The 19559-nt window shown below is 61.7% G+C and carries 21 protein-coding genes and 1 pseudogene; 11 read left to right on the top strand and 11 right to left on the bottom strand.

Annotated elements, in window-relative coordinates; translation table 11 throughout:
* Positions 1-365: 365 nt before the first annotated feature.
* A complete protein-coding gene (gene cax, locus N554_RS0115650) occupies positions 366-1532 on the bottom strand; it encodes a calcium/proton exchanger (RefSeq protein ID WP_051677513.1) in 1167 nt (388 codons plus the stop codon).
* 238 nt (positions 1533-1770) lie between these two features.
* Between cax and N554_RS0115640 the strand changes: the two are divergent.
* A pseudogene (locus N554_RS0115640) lies at positions 1771-1989 on the top strand (autotransporter outer membrane beta-barrel domain-containing protein); the annotation flags it as partial.
* A 202-nt stretch (positions 1990-2191) separates the two neighbouring features.
* Entirely contained in the window at positions 2192-2599 is a 408-nt protein-coding gene (locus tag N554_RS0115635; protein WP_029584326.1) for a hypothetical protein, read from the top strand.
* Positions 2600-2880: 281 nt separating this feature from the next.
* Here the strand turns inward: N554_RS0115635 and msrB are convergent, their stop codons facing one another.
* The gene (msrB, locus tag N554_RS0115625; RefSeq protein ID WP_029584325.1) at positions 2881-3291 is read right to left on the bottom strand and encodes a peptide-methionine (R)-S-oxide reductase MsrB; all 411 of its coding nucleotides are present in this window, start codon (positions 3289-3291) and stop codon (positions 2881-2883) included.
* Positions 3292-3408: 117 nt separating this feature from the next.
* Positions 3409-4128: a peptide-methionine (S)-S-oxide reductase MsrA gene (msrA, locus tag N554_RS0115620; protein ID WP_029584324.1), complete on the bottom strand. Its 720-nt coding sequence runs from the start codon at positions 4126-4128 to the stop codon at positions 3409-3411.
* A gap of 255 nt (positions 4129-4383) precedes the next feature.
* Between msrA and N554_RS0115615 the strand changes: the two genes are divergently transcribed.
* Entirely contained in the window at positions 4384-5460 is a 1077-nt protein-coding gene (locus N554_RS0115615; RefSeq protein WP_029584323.1) for a flavodoxin family protein, read from the top strand.
* Between the two features lie 168 nt (positions 5461-5628).
* The gene (locus N554_RS0115610) at positions 5629-6201 is read left to right on the top strand and encodes a DUF488 domain-containing protein (RefSeq protein ID WP_029584322.1); all 573 of its coding nucleotides are present in this window, start codon (positions 5629-5631) and stop codon (positions 6199-6201) included.
* 58 nt (positions 6202-6259) lie between these two features.
* Here the strand turns inward: N554_RS0115610 and N554_RS0115605 are convergent, their stop codons facing one another.
* The 4 genes from N554_RS0115605 to N554_RS0115590 all read right to left on the bottom strand — a co-directional run bounded on the left by N554_RS0115605 (position 6260) and on the right by N554_RS0115590 (position 9946).
* Positions 6260-6478, bottom strand: a complete 219-nt coding sequence (locus N554_RS0115605; protein WP_029584321.1) for a hypervirulence associated TUDOR domain-containing protein — start codon at positions 6476-6478, stop codon at positions 6260-6262.
* Positions 6479-6525: 47 nt separating this feature from the next.
* Positions 6526-7635, bottom strand: a complete 1110-nt coding sequence (locus tag N554_RS0115600) for an ATP-dependent DNA helicase (RefSeq protein WP_029584320.1) — start codon at positions 7633-7635, stop codon at positions 6526-6528.
* 229 nt (positions 7636-7864) lie between these two features.
* Positions 7865-8647 carry an alpha/beta fold hydrolase gene (locus N554_RS0115595; RefSeq protein WP_029584319.1) on the bottom strand — a complete coding sequence of 261 codons (783 nt, stop codon included), beginning with the start codon at positions 8645-8647 and terminating at the stop codon, positions 7865-7867.
* Between the two features lie 3 nt (positions 8648-8650).
* Positions 8651-9946: an O-acetylhomoserine aminocarboxypropyltransferase gene (locus N554_RS0115590; RefSeq protein ID WP_029584318.1), complete on the bottom strand. Its 1296-nt coding sequence runs from the start codon at positions 9944-9946 to the stop codon at positions 8651-8653.
* Positions 9947-10300: 354 nt separating this feature from the next.
* On the opposite strand from N554_RS0115590, the gene N554_RS0115585 reads away from it, so the two are divergent.
* The 7 genes from N554_RS0115585 to N554_RS37365 all read left to right on the top strand — a co-directional run bounded on the left by N554_RS0115585 (position 10301) and on the right by N554_RS37365 (position 16095).
* The gene (locus N554_RS0115585; protein WP_029584317.1) at positions 10301-11251 is read left to right on the top strand and encodes a sulfonate ABC transporter substrate-binding protein; all 951 of its coding nucleotides are present in this window, start codon (positions 10301-10303) and stop codon (positions 11249-11251) included.
* A 38-nt stretch (positions 11252-11289) separates the two neighbouring features.
* Complete coding sequence (locus tag N554_RS0115580) at positions 11290-12240, top strand: sulfonate ABC transporter substrate-binding protein (protein ID WP_029584316.1); 951 nt, start codon at positions 11290-11292, stop codon at positions 12238-12240.
* Entirely contained in the window at positions 12237-13409 is a 1173-nt protein-coding gene (ssuD, locus tag N554_RS0115575) for an FMNH2-dependent alkanesulfonate monooxygenase (RefSeq protein ID WP_029584315.1), read from the top strand. The genes N554_RS0115580 and ssuD overlap by 4 nt, the downstream gene beginning before the upstream one ends.
* Complete coding sequence (ssuC, locus tag N554_RS0115570) at positions 13406-14212, top strand: aliphatic sulfonate ABC transporter permease SsuC (RefSeq protein WP_029584314.1); 807 nt, start codon at positions 13406-13408, stop codon at positions 14210-14212. Before ssuD ends, ssuC begins: the two co-directional genes overlap by 4 nt.
* Before the next feature lie 8 nt (positions 14213-14220).
* A complete protein-coding gene (locus N554_RS0115565) occupies positions 14221-15063 on the top strand; it encodes an ATP-binding cassette domain-containing protein (RefSeq protein ID WP_029584313.1) in 843 nt (280 codons plus the stop codon).
* Between the two features lie 7 nt (positions 15064-15070).
* The gene (locus tag N554_RS0115560; protein WP_029584312.1) at positions 15071-15682 is read left to right on the top strand and encodes a flavin reductase family protein; all 612 of its coding nucleotides are present in this window, start codon (positions 15071-15073) and stop codon (positions 15680-15682) included.
* A 113-nt stretch (positions 15683-15795) separates the two neighbouring features.
* Positions 15796-16095 (top strand): hypothetical protein, encoded by a 300-nt coding sequence (locus N554_RS37365; RefSeq protein ID WP_051677512.1) that lies wholly within the window; start codon positions 15796-15798, stop codon positions 16093-16095.
* Here N554_RS37365 and N554_RS0115550 read toward each other — a convergent pair.
* From N554_RS0115550 to fliG, 4 genes are read right to left on the bottom strand one after another with little or no spacing between them, the layout of a single operon-like run.
* A complete protein-coding gene (locus N554_RS0115550) occupies positions 16046-17425 on the bottom strand; it encodes a sigma-54-dependent transcriptional regulator FlbD (protein WP_029584310.1) in 1380 nt (459 codons plus the stop codon). The genes N554_RS37365 and N554_RS0115550 overlap by 50 nt on opposite strands.
* Positions 17426-17481: 56 nt before the next feature.
* Entirely contained in the window at positions 17482-17832 is a 351-nt protein-coding gene (fliN, locus tag N554_RS0115545) for a flagellar motor switch protein FliN (protein ID WP_029584309.1), read from the bottom strand.
* The gene (fliH, locus tag N554_RS0115540; RefSeq protein WP_029584308.1) at positions 17829-18476 is read right to left on the bottom strand and encodes a FliH/SctL family protein; all 648 of its coding nucleotides are present in this window, start codon (positions 18474-18476) and stop codon (positions 17829-17831) included. Before fliH ends, fliN begins: the two co-directional genes overlap by 4 nt.
* Complete coding sequence (fliG, locus tag N554_RS0115535) at positions 18476-19558, bottom strand: flagellar motor switch protein FliG (protein ID WP_029584307.1); 1083 nt, start codon at positions 19556-19558, stop codon at positions 18476-18478. Before fliG ends, fliH begins: the two co-directional genes overlap by 1 nt.
* Position 19559: the final 1 nt, after the last annotated feature.

Raw genomic sequence — 19559 nt, 5'->3', positions numbered from 1 at the left:
AAAATGCAACCGTGGAATCAAATCGTTCTTTTAGGCATTGCGCGGAGCAGAGCGACTAAGCAATCCAGTAGCCACATTTGGGATGCTCTGGATTGCTTCGCGGGGCTTGTCATTGGGCGCGAATTCGCGCGACGGCTCGCAATGACGGTCGGTCTACTTCGGCTGCAGCTTCAGCGCCGCCGAATTGATACAGTAGCGCAGTCCGGTCGGGCGCCGGCAATACGCAGATCGCTCCGGCGATGTGGGCGTTATCGGTCGGATCCAGCTCAAAGTGACGACTAGGCACTCGCTACAATTTGGGCCTAAGCCAAAGTAGCATCGGCTTTATGCTTTGACCTTTTGATTTCCGGCGCGGCGGTGTCAAGTTAGTTGAGCTCGCTTACATGGTATGCGCGGTGAGCAGAGTGTTCAGTTGTGTTTCGAGGCATGGTACCTTCACTCGGTAGCCGAGGCGGCAACAGGTAAAGCGTCATGGCGAAAATCAGGTACACCATCAGCACGAGCACTCCGATAAACCATGCCGAGCGCCCGCTGTTGGTCACGAGGGACGCGGTTATGGCGGCGATGAGCATCATTACCACCGCCCCCGGCCAGAATTGCAGGTTCATCGGTGTCGGGCCGATGACGTAACTGAGCAGTACCAGCACCGGAGCGACGAAGAGCGCGATTTGGGATGCACTCCCCAGCGCGATGCCCACGCTGAGGTCCAGCCGGTTTTTGCGCGCGCCGGAAAACGCCGAGGCCATCTCCGCCGCACCGCCCACCAACGCCACGACGATGAAACCCACGAACGCGGGAGTCATCCCGAACGCCACCGCAGCCTCCTGCACCGACTCGACGAACACCTCGCTCACCAGCGCGACCAGTACCGTGACGCCGGCCAGCGTGCCCAGGGCCAGGCCCAGCGGCCACGGTGCTTCGCCGGCCTCCGTGTGTTCCGCACCTCCGAAAAACTCGCGATGTGTCTTGAGTGAGAACAACAGGCCCAGTCCGTAGACGGCGATGAGCAGCACCGACAGACTGACGCTCAACGTCTCGGTGAACGCCGACCCCGCCGCCGAATCGGCTTCAGTGACCGCCGAGGGAATCAGGATTGCGACCGTGGCCAGAAAGAGCAGGCCCGCCTGCAGGCGGGCGCTGGCCCTGTTGTATTCCTGCATGTGGTGCTTGAGTCCGCCAAGGAGAAACGACGCGCCCAACATGAACAACGTGTTGGTGACAATCGCCCCGGCGATGGATGCCTTCACCAGGGTATATTGCCCGGCGTGCAACGCGGTGAGCGCAATGACAAGTTCGGTCAGGTTTCCGAGCGTGGCGTTGAGCAGGCCACCAACCGTATCGCCCGTCTTGGCCGCGACGGATTCGGTGGCGTGACTCAGCAGCGCGGCCAGTGGGACGATTGCCAGGACGGAGAGCACAAAAAGCAGCGTGTGCGCTTCCGGGTTAAGCGTCTGAGCGGTGAACAGCACCGGCACAAAGACCAGCAACCAGAGCAGGGGATTTTGGCGGATCTCTGTAAGTAAGGGTTTCATGGGGCCCCCAGAAGCAGCGAACCATTCGCATTCCATCTGCCTGCCGACGAACTTATGCTATCAAGCGAAGGGTTTGTTCAGAAGCTGCGTCGCTGAAGCAAATCCCTATCGCGGAAATTATCACGGCGGCAGCTATACCCAAGAAATAAGTGATCGATACTCGGTTCTCGCTGCGGTTTGAAGATGCCGCGCTGCGGATTGATGAGCGGGATGCGATCCCCGAAACATGAAGCCCGGCTTCAACACCGACCGCAATATCGCCGCCAACTTCCAGACGCTGCCCGGCGCATCGTTTGTCGTCAACGGCACGGCGCAGGCGTATGACGCCGCGCTCACCATCGCCTCCGCCGAGATGAAGTTCATCGGCGGCCTCTCCCTCGCCGCCACCTTCGAGGGCGAGTTCTCCGACGTCACCGATTCCTACGCCGGCAAGGGCGTGGTGCGCTACGCGTGGTGACTTCCGTGTTGGCACGTAAGGTCGCGACCTTCTCGCGCAAACTCTGCGCCTTATAGAAGTGAAGTAGCCCCTGACCGATTTCGTCAATACCGGTTGTTGAGCGCCATACCCGTGTTTGCACGGGTACAGAGATTAACCGAGCCTTAGTGATGATTGCCGATCATCTGGGGTCTTGTGAACACCGATGAGAGAGGGTTTTCCCATGCTCAAGGACGGCACTTACGCGGCGTGGTTCAAGACCCCGCTCGGCCAAGGCACCGGCATTGCTCATCTCGCAGACGGCAAGATCTGGGGCCGTGATGGCGTCATGACCTACGACGGCACTTGCGAAGTCCACGGAGATCGATTCACCGCGACCCTCACGACAAAGAGGCACATCGAAGGGCAGCCAACGGTCTTCGGCGACGACCAAGAACTTAAGCTGGAGCTCGAGGGAACGTGTGCCGGCAAGACAGCCAGGTATGTAGGGACGGCGGAACAGTTCCCCGGCGTGGTTCTTGAGGGAACGCTCATTCTCACCGAACAACAGCCGACTGCACCGGAGCCGAGCAGGCCGATACCACAGTTCAACGCTGACAGACTCCCAAAACTGCCGAAGCGCCTGCGCTGATTGAGCTGGGTCCGCAACCAAACTCACCGATGCGCTGTCCCGGAGCGAAAAGATAGTCAGCAGCTGGAACACAGCCTGATTCACGTCCTCCACATCACCGAGCACCGCCGTGAGGTTTCACCGGCGATCTTCCTGTGCGCATCCGCCAGCTCGGCGAGCTTCTTCCGGTTCTCGGGCTTGGTCGCTTTCTCCGACTTCCCGTGCATCGGGGCGCAAACTTGCTGGCGCAACCAAGGCTTGGTCGCGCGGGGCGGATAACAAGTTGAAAACGAATGGCAGGTTTATTTCGGCTGCAGCTTCAGCGCCGCCGAATTGATACAATAGCGCAGTCCGGTCGGGCCCGGGCCGTCCTCGAAGACATGGCCGAGATGGCCGTTGCACTTCGAGCAAAGCACCTCTGTCCGGATCATGCCGTGACTGATGTCGCGCTCCTCGTCGACATGGCCTTCCACCGCCGGCTGGGTAAAGCTCGGCCAACCGCAGCCGGAATCGAACTTGGCGTCGGATGCGAACAGCGTCTGTCCGCAGCCGGCGCAGATGTAGGTGCCAGGCTGCTGCTCATGCTCGTATTCGCCGGAGAATGGCCGCTCGGTCGCCTTCTCGCGCAGCACCGCATACTGCATCGGCGTCAAATCCTTGCGCCACTCCGCTTCGCTCTTCTCGATCTTGCCGGATGTTTTGGTGTCGGACATGGAATCTCCTTTAGTTGATCGTCATTGCGAGCGAAGCGAAGCAATCCATACCTCTGCGCGGGGAAAGATGGATTGCTTCGTCGCTTCGCTCCTCGCAATGACGGAGGAACACGGCCTCTAGTTGGTGACTTTTACGCTGCTCACCAGCGTCGGCTTCTCGATGTAGTTTTCCGCGAAAATCTTCTTCAGGTTCTCGACCTTCGGAATGTCATTATAGACAATATAGGGCTGGTTCGGGTGCAGCGTCAGGTAGTCCTGATGATAGGCCTCCGCCTGATAAAACCCTTCCAGCGGCCCGACCTTGGTCACGATCGGCTTTTTGTAGACTTTTGCGGCATTGAGCTGCGCGATATAGGCCTCCGCCACCTTCTTCTGCTCGTCGCTGGTCGTGAAGATCGCCGAGCGATATTGCGGGCCGCTGTCCGGCCCCTGGCGGTTCAACTGCGTCGGATCGTGCGCGACTGAGAAGAAGATCTGTAAAATCTTGCCGTAACTGATCTTCTTCGGATCGTACTTGATCTCGACCGACTCGGCATGGCCGGTGGTGCCGGCGCTTACCAAGGTGTAGTTGGCGGTGCCCTTGCTGCCGCCGGCATAGCCGGACACGGCATTGAGGACGCCGGCGGTATGCTGGAACACGCCCTGCACGCCCCAGAAACAGCCGCCGGCGATGACGGCGGTCTGGATGCCGTTGGCGGCCTGAACGTCCGCGGTTGGAGCGGGGATGATGACGGCGTCTTCCGCGGCGCGCGAAGGCCCGGCCAGGAGAGCGGTGAGAGCCAGCGCGCCGATCGCGGCGGCGCAGAGCGAAAGGCGGCTGAATTGGCTAGGGGACATGGGGGCTTCCTCTGGTGGGCGGATTTGACGGCAGTTTAGAGCGGAAGCCGCGCTTCGCAATCGGTGCGGCTCTCTCCGACGCCCCGAGATACGCAGCGGGACGGGAGTTGTTACGCTCTGATGCACACGAGTTCGTGAACAAAAACCGCACAAATGCAAGGCGTTACGGAAACAGGAACCGCGACCTGGGACGCCGCGTTGGAAACCGGCTGGCGGGCCACCTTGCCTTAATTCTTTCAGTCGGGAATTCATGTGATGGCCTCGATCGATGTTCGCAAGGGAATGCCGTCCGTCGAACTGTCGCGTGAGGAATTCGAGAGACGCTATCGCGGCCGCTTCAAGGATCCTGCTTTCGAGCCGCTGCGGCGTGAACTCGACGCCATCGTGGCGGTGGCATGGGACGGCTATATCAATTCACGAAAATCGCCGGTGACACGCAAGGCGGGGCCAAGCTTCGCCGATCCGGACTACGATATCTCCGAGGATTGGCTTACGGCGCGCGCAGCCATTCTCGCCGCACAGCGGCGTCATGATGACGCCGGCGAGACGCCACGCATACTCCTGATCAACGGTTCTTCGCGCAGCGACCAGACCTGTCCCGGCGAAATGTCAAAGACCTGGCGGCTCGTCAAAATCGCCGAGCCGGTGTTTCAGGAAATGGGGTTTGCTGTCGATATTCTTGACCTAAGCCGGCTGGCGTCCGAATTCGGCAGGCAGATCCACCCCTGCAAATCCTGCGTCTCCACCTCGATGGCGCTGTGCCACTGGCCATGTAGTTGCTATCCGAATTACTCGCTTGGCCAGACCGACGACTGGATGAACGAGATTTACCCGCTGTGGGTCGCCGCGCACGGCATCATGATCGTGGCGCCGGTGAATTGGTATCATGCGCCGACCGGCCTAAAAGCGATGATTGACCGGCTGGTCTGCGCCGATGGCGGCAATCCCGATCCATCCTCGACTCACGGCAAGAGGCCCGACGAAGCCAAGGCGCTCGAATTGAAGGGCTGGCCTTATCCCAAGCATCTCGATGGCCGCCATTTCGCGGTAGTGGTCCATGGCGACGCGGCGGGCGCCGAGACGCTGCGTCGCTCGCTGTCGGATTGGCTTACCGACATGTCGCTGGTCCAGGCCAGCCGAACTGCCGAGGTGGACGGCTACATCGGCTACATGCAGCCCTACGCGACGTCGCATCAAGCGCTCGACCAGGATGAAGCCTTTCAGCAGGAGACGCGCAACGCGGCGCACGCGCTCGGCAACGCCGTGAAGTTGAGCCGCGCCGGCAAGTATGAAAGGCCGGATGGCGATCTCGACGTTCCGAATCCGAAGTGACACAACATGGCCCGTCATGGGCCTGCCGCAAGCGCCAGCGGGCCCGCACAGGGCGCGGCCCGATGATGGCTGCGGCTGATTAAGTTGATTACATATGCGGAACGGCTCTCGTATCAGGACAACGAAGGAGCGCCTGACACGGCAGCCCGTGCAATCAGGCAGGCCGCCATGAGCGAACATGCTCCCCCGCAAGCAGCGCATTGGCCAGAAGGTGCTATTTTCACCCTCGGTCATTCGACGTTGCCCATTGAGCGCTTCATCGCCTTACTGCGAGCCTATGGCATCGAACGTCTCGTGGACATCCGCACGATACCCCGTTCGCGTCACAACCCGCAATTCAACGACAACGCGCTGGCCAGCACGCTGTCGGCTGAGGGCATCGAATATGTGCCCATGCAAACCCTGGGTGGTTTGCGGCACGCCCGTAGAGATTCCCCGAATACCGGATGGCGCAACGCAAGCTTTCGCGGCTACGCCGATTATATGCAAACGGAGCAGTTTCGGGACGCGCTGGAAACGCTGATTCAGATGAGTCATCAAAAGCGCGTTGCCATCATGTGCGCCGAAGCGGTGCCATGGAGATGTCACCGCTCCCTGGTTGCCGATGCGCTGAGTACGCGCGCCGTGCCGGTGATGGAGATTCTCTCAGAGAGAAGTTATCGCACGCACAAGCTCACGCCCTTCGCTCAGGTGGAAGGAACGCGAATTACCTATCCGCCGGAGCAAGCGAAACTGTTGTAAATTCTTTAGGCTGCTTTGCCTCGCAGATCCGGCTTGGCGATCGGGAGTTATAAATGGCTTACTTTCCGCTGAGTTTTTTCAAGGCCGATCCCTTATGCATCGCGATATGGTCCGTCTTATCGCTTTTGATTTCATATTGCGGTTCATCGGGGCTGGCGTGATGCCTGTGTCCTTTGTAGTCGGCGTCTTGTGTATGGACCTTAATAATCCTGCCGCGGACACGCCCGGCCTCTGAATTCCAGCTCACGTGGTCGCCGACCTTGAAACGTTTCGTCATCTTCATTCTCTTTGACGCAAGAGCGTGCGACGGCCGAGAGGCCGAAATTAAACCACCACGCTCAGCCGCTTCGCCGCCCGCGTAATGCCGGTGTAGAGCCAGCGTGCGCGGCTGTCCTGGAATGCAAAACTCTCGTCGAACAGCACCACGTCGTCCCATTGCGAGCCCTGCGATTTGTGCACCGTGAGCACGTAGCCGTAATCGAACTCGTCATAGGGCTTGCGCTGCTCCCAGGGGATCGTCTCGATCGCGCCGCCGAAGCAGTCACCGCGAACCGAGACTTTCGTGACCTTGTGGCCGAAATCCTCGTCTGGCGAGAGCCGCATGGTGACGATTTTCGATTTCGACTGTGCGCGCGACTTCACGCGCCACAATCCGCCGTTGAACAGGCCCTTCTTGCGGTTGTTGCGCAGGCAGACCAGCTTGTCGCCGGCCACCGGCAGGGGATCCTCGATGTTCTGCTTTTGCCGCACCCGCATGTTGTAGGAACGCCGCGTGTTGTTGCGCCCGACCAGAACCTGGTCCGCGCTCATCACCCTGTCCGGATCGAGCTCAGAGCGCGACACGACCTCGCTTTCGCCATAGCGGCCGATATCGAGTTCACGGCCCTCGCGCACATCCATCGACATCCGCACGATCGGATCATCCTGCGCCTGGCGATGCACTTCGGTCAGCATCGCGTCGGGTTCGCAATCGGTAAAGAAGCCGCCGCCCTGGATCGGCGGCAGCTGCGCGGGATCGCCGAGCACCAATAGCGGACATTCGAACGACATCAGGTCGCGGCCGAGTTCGGCGTCCACCATCGAGCATTCGTCGATCACGATCAGTTTTGCTTTGGATGCGGGCGCGTCGTCCCAAAGCTCAAAACTCGGCTGCTCCACGCCGGATTCCCGCGCGCGGTAGATCAGCGAGTGTATCGTCGAGGCGTTGTCGCAGCCCTTGTTGCGCATCACCAGGGCGGCCTTGCCGGTGAAGGCTGCGAATTTTACCTCGCCATCGACGCCGTCGGCGATGTGCCGCGCCAGCGTGGTCTTGCCGGTGCCGGCATAGCCGAACAGGCGAAATACCGGTGGCGTGCCGTTCTTGCCGGGTTTTGCTTTCAGCCAGTCGGCAACAGCCTTCAGCGCGGAATCCTGATGCGGCGTAAAGGTGGGCATGGGGTCTCGGTGAAAAGCACGGCGGACAGCGATTGCGACCGCGACTCAGCGCGCAAGCTAACCATTCGTGAGTTCAGTGCAAGCCGCCTTCCACCCGGCGGAATTGGCCAAGGCTGGACTCGGCAAGTTGGCATTGACTGTCGTGCCAACGGAGCGTCGCAGCGGCGGGATGACCGGATCGGCCGGGCCTCGTGCTGCCCAGCCGGAACGAGTTCAGCACCGGACCAATTCAGCCTTGCAAAGCCGCCAGCAACTCGTCAGGCCGTTCGACCATCATCATATGGCCGGCGCCGGGCAGCATTACCGTGCGTGAATTCGGCAGCGCGGCCGCCAGCGTTTTGCCTGCTCTCACAGGTGTCATCATGTCGCGTTCGCCGAGAACGAACGTGGTCGGCACGGTTATTTGCGCGGCGGCGGCCAGCGCCCCCTGATAGGCATTGCAGGCGGAAAGATCGCTGAACAGTACGCCGGGCCGGCACTGCTCAAGCACGCGCTGGGCCCCGCTGTGCATCCACAAGCCAGGCGCGAGGCTGCCTCCAAGTTCCGCCTGAAAACCAAGGCCCCAGATCGAGACCATATCGATGGCGGCCGGATCGTTGGCCTCCGCCGCCTTGAGAAGATCAGGCCCGACCGTCATGGTCGCCGCCGTTCCGATCAGGCTGAGCGCCGAGACCTTTGCCGGGTGCCGTGCGGCGGTCTCCAGCGCAATCAACGATCCCATGGAATGGCCGACAAGCCTTGCCTTTGCAGTTCCGGCGGCGTCGAGCAGTGCGGCGGTCCAGTCGGCCATGTCGGCGATCGTCGGCAGCGGTACACCGGACGAGCGGCCATGGCCCGGCAAGTCCGGCGCCAGCACGCTATAGCCATGATGGGCGAACCACCGGCTATGCAAGGCCCAGGTGGTATGATCGAAACCGGCGCCGTGCAAAAGCACGATGGTCGGTTGCGACGAATTGAATTTCCGGCCGCCGGTCGCGACGAAGGTATCAATGCCGTGAACGGACAACTGCATGGCTCACACCTTCTGCGAAATACGGAGCGCCTGGCCGAGATCATCGAGGATATCGGAAGCGGTTTCGATGCCGACCGACAGCCGCACCAGCTCTTCGCCGATCTCCGCAACCTTGAGCTGGGCGGCATCCATCTGCTGATGAGTCGTGCTGGCGGGATGAATCACGAGCGTCTTGGCATCGCCGACATTGGCCAGATGGCTGATCATCCGCAACGATTCGATGAATTTCTTGCCGGCAGCCCGGCCGCCCTTGATTCCGAAGCTGATGATGGACCCCGCGCCGCGCGGCAGCAACCGCTTGGCGAGTTGATGGTCCGGATGATTCTCGAGCGAGGGATGCAGCACCCAGTCCACCGCCTTGTTCCCGGTAAGAAATTCAAGCACCGCATGGGTGTTGGTCATGTGGCGCTCCATGCGGATGCCCAGCGTCTCCACGCCTTGCAGCAGTTGAAACGCATTGGTCGGCGAAAGGCACGCGCCGAAGTCGCGCAAACCTTCTGTGCGCGCCCGCATGATGAACGCGGAGCTGCCGAATTGCTCATCGAAGACAATGCCGTGATATCCGGCATAGGGCTCGGTCAACACCGGAAACTTGCCGGAGGCGCGCCAGTCGAACCGGCCGCCATCGACAATCACGCCGCCGATGGCGATGCCGTGGCCGCCGATCCACTTGGTGGCCGAATTCATGACGATATCGGCGCCAAGCTCGATCGGCCGGCTGAGATAGGGCGTCGCGAAGGTATTGTCGATCAGCAGCGGAATTTTCGCGTCGTGCGCGATCTGCGCCACGTTTGGGATATCCAGCACCTCGAGACCGGGATTGCCGATGGTCTCGCCGATCACCAGGCGGGTATTGGGCTTGATGGCCGCGCCAAACGCATCCAGCGCGCGCGGCTTCACAAAGGTCGTGGTGATGCCGAAACGCGGCAGCGTATGTGTCAGCAGATTGATGCTGCCGCCATAGAGCGAGGACGAGGCGACGATGTGGTCGCCCGCGTCAAGCAGGGTCGCGATGGCGAGGTGCAATGCGGCCATGCCGCTCGCCGTGCAGATCGCGCCGACGCCACCTTCAAGCGCGGCGAGTCGCTCTTCGAGCACCGCCGTGGTCGGGTTGGAAATACGCGTATAGATGTGCCCTGCGCGTTCGAGATTGAACAGCGCCGCCGCGTGCTCGGAATCCTGAAACACATAGGATGTCGTCTGGTAGATCGGGACCGCACGCGCCCCGGTGACGGGATCCGGATGCTGGCCTGCATGCAGACTGAGGGTTTCGAAAGCGGGCGGCTTGGGTGCGGGCATGTTTGAACTCGAAAAACGATTTGATTTTTCAGCTATCACGGGCAGCACCCACGGTGTGCCATAAAAGAACTTCAATTGTTAGCCCCCGGGCTTCGTGCGGAGCAGCGTCCGGTTGCAACCTTATACAGATGAAGTTTTCCTGCCTATTTTCAGATTAACAAGTTTGCACCATGCGCGCGTCAGGAAAAGTGAGCCGCGGCAGATCATGATCGGGCAATAAACACGTCGTCGCAGCCGCGTTGCACAGTGTTGTCGTTGCTATTTTTGCAGACCACTCGACTTGCCCCGGGAGCATCACCATCCTGACATCGAATGATCGCGCGCAGTCGCGGCATGCTCGAACAGGAGATCGCAGTGAAGCGTCGGGAATTCCTGAAAATATCCCTCGGAAGCGCGGCGCTGGCCGCGCTGTCGCGCGAGGCGCGCGCGCTTACGAGCATCAAGGAAATCCGCGTCGGCTATCAGAAGAACGGCGTGCTCGTGATTGCGCGTCAACAGGCCGTGCTGGAGAAACATTTTTCGTCGCAAGGTATCGACGTGAAATGGATTGAGTTTTCGTCGGGGCCGCCGATGCTGGAGGCGATGAATGTCGGCAGCGTCGATTACGGCGCGGTCGGCGATTCGCCGCCGGTCTTCGCGCAGGCCGCCGGCGCCGCCATCGTCTATGCCGCGGGCCAGCCGATCACCAACGGGCAGGGCATCTTGGTGCCGCCCAATTCGCCGATCCGCAGCATCGCCGATCTGAAAGGCAAGCGCGTCGGTTTTACAAAAGGCTCCAGCGCCCACAATGTCATCGTGCAGACCCTGGAAAAGGCTGGTCTCAGCTACTCCGACATTATGCCGGTTTATCTGACGCCGCCGGATGCGGGCCCGGCTTTCGCCAACGGAAGCATCGATGCCTGGTCGATCTGGGATCCGTATTTTGCGATCGGCGAGACCAGACAGAACGGTTGTATTCTTGTCAACGCTTCCGAAATCACCAAGACCAACTCGTTCTATATCGCCAATCGCGATTTTGCGAAGAGCCACGGCGCGGTTCTGCAGCAACTCATCGATGTGACGTCGTCGGCCGCCAAGTGGGCTGAGGCGCACCGCGACGAGGTGGCAAAATCGCTCAGCGCAATCACCGGCATTCCCCTGGACATCCAGACCGTCGCCGCCAACCGCTCGTCCTTTGCGGTCGGTCCGATCACCGACGACATCGTCGCGACCCAGCAGGGCGTCGCCGATCGCTTTTTCAAGCTCGGCCTGATCCCAAAGCCGGTCGTGGTTCGCGACGCGGTCTGGAAGCCGGTGCAGACCTGAACCGATCTCACATCATCCGACTACAAAGGATCTGAAGCATGCGTTGGTTTAAGCGGTTGATTGCGGTCGCGGTGCTGTCGATGAGCACGGCCCTGGCTGGCGTCGGGACGACATACGGCCAGGAGAAGGTCGTCCGCATCGGGTTTCAAAAATACGGCAAGCTGGTGCTGCTGAAGAGCAAGGTCACGCTGGAGGGTAAATTGAAGGCTGCCGGCTACAAGGTGGTGTGGACGGAGTTTCCGTCCGGTCCGCCGCTGCTCGAAGCGCTTAATGTCGGGGCAATCGATTTTGGCAACACCGGCGAAGCGCCGCCGATCTTCGCGCAGGCCGCGGGCGCACCGATCCAGTATGTCGCCTATGAGCCGCCGGCGCCGAAAGGCGAGGCGATCCTTGTGCCCAAGGACAGCAAGCTGACTTCAGTCGCCGATTTGAAAGGCAAGAAGGTGGCGTTGAACAAGGGCTCCAATGTTCACTACCTTCTGGTAAAGGCGCTTGAGAAGGCCGGCGTCAAGTATTCCGAAATCGAGCCGGTGTTTCTCGCGCCGGCCGACGCCCGTGCGGCGTTCGAGCGGGGTGCGGTCGACGCCTGGGTGATCTGGGATCCGTTCCAGGCTGCCGCCGAAGCCGCCACCGGCGCGCGGACCTTGGCCGACGGCACAGGCATCGTGTCGAACTATCAGTTTTATTTCAGCTCGAAGAAATTCCTCGAGAGCGATCCGAGGATCGTCGATCTCGTGCTCGCCCAGCTCAGCGAGGTCGATGACTGGGCGCGCAGTGATATCCACGCCGTTGCCGAGCAGCTCGCGCCTGCGATCGGACTTCCAGTGTCGGTCGTCGAAGTTGCCTTGAAGCGACAGGCTTATGGCATCAAGCCGATCACCGACGGCGTGATCGCGGATCAGCAGCAGGTCGCGGACGCGTTTTTCGCGCTTGGCCTGCTGCCGAAACAGATCAAGATTTCTGACGCGGCACGGAGGCCCGGCACATGAGCACCATTCAATCGTCCAACGCCAACATTCTCTGGTTCCTTCCGACCCACGGCGACGGCCGTTATCTCGGCACCACGACCGGCGGACGCGAGGTGAATTTCAACTACCTGCGCCAGATCGCGCAGGCCGCGGATCAGCTCGGCTATTTCGGCGTGCTGCTGCCAACCGGGCGAAGCTGCGAGGATTCCTGGGTGGTGGCATCGGCGGTCGCGCCATGGACCGAGCGGCTGCGCTATCTCGTGGCGGTGCGGCCCGGCCTGCAATCGCCGAGCGTCGCCGCGCGAATGACGGCGACGCTCGATCGGGTCTCGAATGGACGGCTATTGATCAACGTCGTCACCGGCGGCGATCCCGTCGAGAACAAGGGCGATGGCATCTTTCTGAACCACGACGAGCGTTATGCCGTTACCCGTGAATTTCTCAATGTCTACAGCGATCTGCTGGCCGGCAAGACGGTCAATGTCGAGGGTAAGCACATCCACATCGAGGATGGCCGCCTGCTGTTCCAGCCGGTGCAGTCGCCGCGGCCGCCGCTGTATTTCGGCGGATCGTCCGACGCGGGCATCGATGTCGCCGTCGATACCGTCGACAAATATCTGACCTGGGGCGAGCCGCCGGCGCAGGTCGCCGAAAAGGTCAACCGCGTGAAAGCCGCCGCCGCCAAGCGCGGACGCCAACTCTCGTTCGGCATCCGACTGCATGTGATCGTGCGCGAAACCAACGCCGAGGCCTGGAAGGCCGCGGACGAACTCATTTCGCACGTCACGGACGAGACCGTAGCTTCGGCGCAGAAGATTTTCTCCCGCATGGACTCGGTCGGCCAGCAGCGCATGGCGCAATTGCATGGTGGACGCCGCGACAAGCTCGAGATCAGCCCGAATCTCTGGGCTGGTGTCGGCCTCGTCCGCGGCGGTGCGGGGACGGCACTGGTCGGAGACCCGCAGACGGTCGCAGCACGCATCCGGGAGTATCAGGACGTCGGCATCGATACCTTCATCATGTCGGGCTACCCACATCTCGAGGAAGCCTATCGCTTCGCCGAACTGGTGTTTCCGCTGCTGTCGCTGGAGCAGCCGAACAATGTGACGCCGCTTCGCGTCAATACCGGCCCGTTCGGCGAGACGATCGCCAACGAACATCGGCCGTTGGTAAAGGCGTCCCAGCCATGAGCCTGATCGACAGCCTTCCGCGCGCCCGCAGCCTGCGCTTGCCGCAGGCCGATGGCCTGGTCCAATGGATCGTGCCGCTGGCCATCGTCCTGATCTGGCAGGCTGCCTGCGTGACCGGATTCGTGTCGGCGCGGGTGCTGCCGGCGCCGAGCGACGTGGCATTGGTTGGCTGGAAGCTGCTGCTGTCCGGCGAATTGGCGCGCAATATCTGGGTTAGTTTCTGGCGTGCCATCGTTGGGTTTGTCATTGGCGGCGGCATCGGCTTTGCTTTTGGGCTGGCCAACGGTCTGTCGCAGCTTAGCAACAAGCTCACCGATACGACGCTGCAGATGGTGCGCAACATTCCGCATCTGGCGCTGATCCCGCTGGTCATTCTCTGGTTCGGCATCGATGAATCGGCAAAATTGTTTCTGGTCGCGCTCGGGGTGTTCTTCCCGATCTACCTCAACACGCTGCACGGCATTCGCACCGTCGATCCGCAACTGATCGAGATGGGGCGGATCTACGGCATGAGCGACGGCGAATTGTTCCGAAGGGTGATCTTTCCGGGCGCCTTACCGTCGATCTTCGTCGGCGTGCGGTTCGCGCTCGGCATTATGTGGCTGACGCTGATCGTGGCGGAAACCATCGCCGCCTCCTCGGGTCTCGGCTATATGGCGATGCAGGCCCGCGAATTCATGCTGATCGACGTCGTCGTGCTGAGCATCCTGATCTACGCGTTGTTGGGAAAGTTGGCCGACAGCGCCGCCCGTATCCTCGAGCGGCTGACGCTGTCCTGGCATCCGGCCTTTCAGAAACATTGAGAAGACACATGCAAGAATCCCGTCTTCTTCTGCCGGATGCCGGGTCTCTGGATCACTCGGATTTCATCGAGCAGGCGCATGTGACGCGGCGCGGTTCGGAAGCTTCCTCCCGCGGCCTTCCGCTCATCATTCGCGGCCTGCGCAAGTCGTTCGGCGACAACGAAGTGTTGCGCGGCATCGACTTGCACATTGCCGCGGGACAATTCGTGGCGATTGTCGGCCGCAGCGGCTGCGGCAAGAGCACGCTGCTTCGTCTGATCGCCGGCCTCGAAACCATTGATGCCGGCACCATCAGCTTCGGTGAGGAAGCGCGGCGGGAAGACGTCCGCGTGATGTTCCAGGAACCGCGGCTATTGCCGTGGGCGAGGGTGCTGTCAAACGTCGAGGTTGGTCTCGGCCGCGACCGCGCATCTCCCGACGCGCAAGCGCGCGCCGAAAAGGCTCTTACCGAAGTCGGCCTTGCCGACAAGCGGGGGCAGTGGCCGGCGGTCCTCTCCGGCGGACAGAAGCAACGCGTGGCGCTGGCGCGGGCGCTGGTCAGCGAGCCCCGCGTTCTGGCGTTCGACGAGCCGCTCGGCGCGCTCGATGCCCTGACCCGCATTTCCATGCAGCGGCTGCTGGAACGGGTCTGGCACGATCAGGCCTTTACCGCGATTCTGGTGACGCATGACGTGTCGGAAGCCGTTGCGCTGGCCGATCGTGTGCTGATCATTGAAGACGGCCGCATCGCCCACTACGTTAATGTGGATATCCCGCGTCCGCGCCGGCGCGGTTCCGCCGATCTCGCGGCGCTGGAAGGTTCGATTCTGCGTGAACTTCTTCAATCGGCGGACGACATATCGGATCTGTGAGGCTGCTATGAATTCCGCTGTTCGCACCATCAATATCGATCGCGAGCCTTCCTCAGGCGATTTTCGCAGCGCGATGCGTCATTTGGCCGGCGGCGTCAGCGTGATCACGGTCGGGCGGGGCAAGGAGGTCGCTGGTATGACCGTTACCTCGGTGTCGTCCTTGTCGGTCGATCCGCCGACCCTGATTGTCAGCATCAACCGGGAATCATCGTCCTGGCCGCTGCTCAAACGATACGGCTTCTTTGGCGTGAATATTTTGACCGCCGATCAACTGGATATCGCCGAGCGATTTGCCGGCAAGGATGGATTGAAAGGCGCGGACCGGTTCGCCGGCGCCGGATGGATCACGCGCGCGTCGGGCGTGCCATTGCTGGTAGGAGCGCTGGCGGCGATCGACTGTGAGGTTGATGATATTGTCGAACGCCATTCCCATGCCATCGTGATCGGACGCGTGCTGGACGTGCAGGTCTCCTCACGCACCGCGGCGCTGGCCTACTGGCAGGGGCAGTACGTCGCGATCGACCAGAACAAGGACGCGATCAGGCTCGCCGAAGTCAGCCTTCCGGCCCCGCGTGCTCCCCGCGAAATTGACAAGCCAATCTCGAAACATCGCCCCTGAGGCGGTGGCCTTTTTTCCATTTGCGGCCTAAAAGTCGGCCGGAGGGGAGGTCATGCGATGGAACGCCAATTTCTTCATATCACCTTCGCGCTCGGCGATAGCGCGCCGACCTGATGAAACGTCTGGCGGTCTGGGTCTTTTATGGCGTGGGCGCCCTCGCGACCGCGTATCTCGTGCTCTTTGCCTATGCGGCATTCAAGGGGCGCGAGCTGCAGCCGGGCGACCCGATCCACATTTTTCGCAAACCGGATGCACCGGATTATTCGTTTCATTCCCTAACAGTTCTCGCGTCATTGCGAGCCAACGGGTCGCGCGAATGCGCACCCGATGACGGGCTCCGCGAAGCAATCCAGAATGCCGCGGTTATGCGCTCGCGGCCGCCCGGTGATAATCGCCGGCACCGGGGGGCGTGATCGGCACTCCACCATCGGCGTATTCGTTCAGCTTGTTGCGCAGCGTGCGGATCGAGATGCCCAGGATATTCGCGGCGTGGGTGCGATTGCCGAGGCAATGCTTCAGCGTCTCCAGAATGAGATCGCGCTCCACGTCGGCGACGGTGCGCCCGACCAGGGCGCGGGTCACCTGTTCGGCGGCGAAGGTGGCGTGCGCCACCGCCGGCACGGTTTTCGCAATGTCGAGGCGGTCGCCGTCCGGCGTCAGGATCGCATCGGCGCCGATCTCGTCGCCTTGCGCCATCAGCACCGAACGATGGATGGTGTTCTCCAGTTCGCGGACGTTGCCCTGCCAGCGGTTGGACGTCAGCACCCGCCTGGCATCGGCCGAGATGGGGCGCACCGGCACGCCGTTGGCCTCGGAATATTTCTTCGCGAAGTGCTGCGCCAGTTCGAGAATGTCCGCCGGGCGTTCGCGCAGCGGCGGTATCTTCAGGTTCACGACGTTGAGGCGGAACAGTAGGTCCTCGCGGAAAGTGCCTTCACGCACGGCGTCGGCCAGGTTGCGGTTCGAGGTCGCGATGATGCGGATATCGACCGGCACCGGCCGGGTGCCGCCGACCCGATCGATCACGCGCTCCTGGATCGCGCGCAGTAATTTGGACTGCAGCCGGACATCCATTTCGGAGATTTCGTCCAGCAGCAGCGTGCCGCCGGTGGCCTCCTCGAACTTTCCGATGCGCCGCGCAACCGCGCCGGTGAACGCGCCCCTCTCGTGGCCGAACAGTTCGGATTCCAGCAGGTGCTCGGGGATCGCCGCGCAATTGATGCTGATGAACGGCTTCTTGGCGCGGTTGGAACGGGTGTGGACATAGCGCGCCAGCACCTCCTTGCCGGTGCCGGATTCGCCGGTGATCATGACGGAAGCGTCGGAGCCGGCGATCTGCTGTGCCAGCTTTATCACCTTGGCCATCGCTTCGTCGCGATAGACCAGATCGCGGGAGTCGTTGGCCACCGCAGCAAGCACCGCAGCGATCAATTCCGGATCGGGCGGCAGCGGGATGTATTCCTTGGCGCCGGCGTGGATCGCAGCGACCGCGGCGCGGGCGTCGTTGGAGATGCCGCAGGCGACGATCGGTACGTGAATGTGTTCGGCTTCCAGCCGCATTACGAGGTCGCGGATGTCGAGGCCGACGTCGACCAGCAGCAGGTCGGCGCCCTTGCCGCCGCGCAGCACGCGCATCGCCAGTTCGTGGTCCTCCGCATGAGTAACGGAAGCGCCGTTGTCCATGGCGATCTTGGTGGCTGTCGTAAGTTGGCCCTTCAATGTGCCAACGATGAGAAGACGCATGGTAATCTCCTGTCCGTGTGTTCGCGCCCGTGGTGCGCCTTATCGTTAAACCAGCCTCAGGTGCGTTCCGCCTTGATGATTTCCGTCATGGTCACGCCAAGCCTGTCTTCGACCAGCACCACCTCGCCCCGCGCCACCAGGCGGTTGTTGACATAGATGTCGATGGCTTCGCCGACGCGGCGGTCGAGTTCGAGCACGGTGCCGGGTCCGAGCTTCAGCAATTCCCCGATATCCATCTTCGAGCGGCCGAGCACGGCCGAGACCTGCACCGGCACGTCAAATACGGCCTCAAGATCGGCGGCAATGCGCGAAGCGTTCTCGTCCTCGTGATACGCCACCTCATCGATCGACGGCGCGTCGGCGGCGTTGAGATCCGGCAGCGGAACCTGTGCGTCGGTGTCACTCATGGTTCAATCCTCATGGCCGGGCTTGCGGCCTGATCGCGGGACGCCATGTAGCGCCCGACTAGTTCGTTGATCTTTGCTTCGATCGCCGCGCGCTCCAGCACGACCCCGCCGTCGGCCCACTCGATCTTGCAATCGCCGGTCGCGATGTCCGGCTCCGCCAGGATCACGAGACGGCCCTCGAAGCCGCTCTGTTTGGCCAGCCGTTCGATCCGCTCCCGCGCGGCCTCGTAGAGGGAATCGCTGATTCGGACCACGAGATGCGGCGTCGAGACCAGATGCGAGAAACAATCGCTCACCAGCCCGCTGATCTCACCGAGCGGCTCGTTGGAAATCAATTCAGTGCACAGCTTGCGCGCCACGGCCACCGCGACATCGACGGCTTCGGTCTCCATCCGGGTTTCAATTCCGGAGAAGCGTGCGGCGATGCCCTGGATGGCGATCCCGATCTCCTCGAGCGCCAGCGCGGTGCGGCGGTCGCTTTCCGCCTTCGCCTCGCGCTGTCCGGCGTCGTAGCCGTCGCGATAGGCGCGGGCTTCGGCGGAAGCGATCTTCTGCGCGATTTCGGTCGGCGTAGCCGGCCGCTCGCGCGTCTTGTCCGGCGCGGAGAAGTCCATGTCGAACAGAAATTTTGCGGGCGCGGCCATCAGTACACCAGCTCGTCGTCGGCGCGGTTCTTGGTCAGCATAATCTCGCCCTTGGCCGCGAGGTCCTTTGCGAGATTGACGAGCAGCGCCTGCGCCTCGTCCACATCGCGCAACCGCACCGGTCCAAGTGCTGCCATGTCGTCGAGCAGCATCTTGCCGGCGCGGGACGACATGTTGCCGAGGAAGAAACCGCGAACGTCTTCGTTGGCGCTCTTCAGGGCGATGCCGAGCTTGTCTTTGTCGATGTGGCGCATCAGCGTTTGCGCCGACGCTGAGTCGAGCTTGACGAGATCGTCGAAGGTGAACATCAGCGCCTTGATCCGTTCGGCCGCCTCGCGGTTCTCCTCTTCCAGCGAAGTGATGAAGCGAGTTTCGGTCTGACGGTCGAAATTGTTGAAGATTTCGGCCATCACCTCGTGGGCGTCGCGGCGGCGGGTCTGCGAGAGGTTGGACATGAATTCGCTGCGAAGCGTCTGCTCGACGCGCTCGATCACTTCCTTCTGCACCGCCTCCATCTTCAGCATCCTGTTGACGACATCGAGCGCCATGTCTTCGGGCAGGATCGCAAGCACGCGCGCGGCGTGCTCCGGCTTCAGCTTCGACAGCACCACGGCGATGGTCTGCGGATACTCGTTCTTGAGATAGTTGGCGAGCACCTCTTCCTGAACGTTGGAAAGCTTCTCCCACATGTTGCGGCCCGCGGGCCCGCGAATTTCATCCATGATGCCGGTGACGCGCTCGGACGGCAGATATTGCTGCAGCAGCCGTTCGGTGGCGTCGAACGTTCCCATCAACGCGCCGGACGCCGACATCCGCGACACGAACTCGAGCAGCAGGTCTTCCACAACGTCGACTTCGACGGTGCCGAGCGTCGACATCATCATCGACAGTTCGCGCACTTCGTCATCATCGAGCAGCGACCAGACCTTGCCGCCATATTGCTCTCCCAGCGCCAGCATCAGAATCGCGGCTCGTTTCGGACCGCTCAATGACGGACCTTTCGGACGACTGCTCTGACGGCTCGCCAGGTTAGCGATGACGCTGGTGATATCGTCGGAGTTTGTGGTTTGCGGTACGGTCATG

It is taken from the genome of Bradyrhizobium sp. URHD0069, assembly GCF_000701345.1.
GTDB lineage: Bacteria > Pseudomonadota > Alphaproteobacteria > Rhizobiales > Xanthobacteraceae > Bradyrhizobium.
This window is presented reverse-complemented; position numbering and strand designations above follow the sequence as displayed.

Coding starts and splice junctions, on each gene's coding strand:
- N554_RS0115615 (WP_029584323.1), top strand. CDS start 4,384: ATGGCCTCGATCGATGTTCGCAAGGGAATGCCGTCCGTCGAACTGTCG.
- N554_RS0115635 (WP_029584326.1), top strand. CDS start 2,192: ATGCTCAAGGACGGCACTTACGCGGCGTGGTTCAAGACCCCGCTCGGC.
- N554_RS0115590 (WP_029584318.1), bottom strand. CDS start 9,946: ATGCCCGCACCCAAGCCGCCCGCTTTCGAAACCCTCAGTCTGCATGCA.
- ssuD (WP_029584315.1), top strand. CDS start 12,237: ATGAGCACCATTCAATCGTCCAACGCCAACATTCTCTGGTTCCTTCCG.
- cax (WP_051677513.1), bottom strand. CDS start 1,532: ATGAAACCCTTACTTACAGAGATCCGCCAAAATCCCCTGCTCTGGTTG.
- N554_RS37365 (WP_051677512.1), top strand. CDS start 15,796: ATGAAACGTCTGGCGGTCTGGGTCTTTTATGGCGTGGGCGCCCTCGCG.
- N554_RS0115565 (WP_029584313.1), top strand. CDS start 14,221: ATGCAAGAATCCCGTCTTCTTCTGCCGGATGCCGGGTCTCTGGATCAC.
- fliH (WP_029584308.1), bottom strand. CDS start 18,476: ATGGCCGCGCCCGCAAAATTTCTGTTCGACATGGACTTCTCCGCGCCG.
- N554_RS0115580 (WP_029584316.1), top strand. CDS start 11,290: ATGCGTTGGTTTAAGCGGTTGATTGCGGTCGCGGTGCTGTCGATGAGC.
- N554_RS0115610 (WP_029584322.1), top strand. CDS start 5,629: ATGAGCGAACATGCTCCCCCGCAAGCAGCGCATTGGCCAGAAGGTGCT.
- N554_RS0115550 (WP_029584310.1), bottom strand. CDS start 17,425: ATGCGTCTTCTCATCGTTGGCACATTGAAGGGCCAACTTACGACAGCC.
- N554_RS0115595 (WP_029584319.1), bottom strand. CDS start 8,647: ATGCAGTTGTCCGTTCACGGCATTGATACCTTCGTCGCGACCGGCGGC.
- ssuC (WP_029584314.1), top strand. CDS start 13,406: ATGAGCCTGATCGACAGCCTTCCGCGCGCCCGCAGCCTGCGCTTGCCG.
- msrA (WP_029584324.1), bottom strand. CDS start 4,128: ATGTCCCCTAGCCAATTCAGCCGCCTTTCGCTCTGCGCCGCCGCGATC.
- msrB (WP_029584325.1), bottom strand. CDS start 3,291: ATGTCCGACACCAAAACATCCGGCAAGATCGAGAAGAGCGAAGCGGAG.
- N554_RS0115560 (WP_029584312.1), top strand. CDS start 15,071: ATGAATTCCGCTGTTCGCACCATCAATATCGATCGCGAGCCTTCCTCA.
- fliN (WP_029584309.1), bottom strand. CDS start 17,832: ATGAGTGACACCGACGCACAGGTTCCGCTGCCGGATCTCAACGCCGCC.
- fliG (WP_029584307.1), bottom strand. CDS start 19,558: ATGACCGTACCGCAAACCACAAACTCCGACGATATCACCAGCGTCATC.
- N554_RS0115605 (WP_029584321.1), bottom strand. CDS start 6,478: ATGACGAAACGTTTCAAGGTCGGCGACCACGTGAGCTGGAATTCAGAG.
- N554_RS0115600 (WP_029584320.1), bottom strand. CDS start 7,635: ATGCCCACCTTTACGCCGCATCAGGATTCCGCGCTGAAGGCTGTTGCC.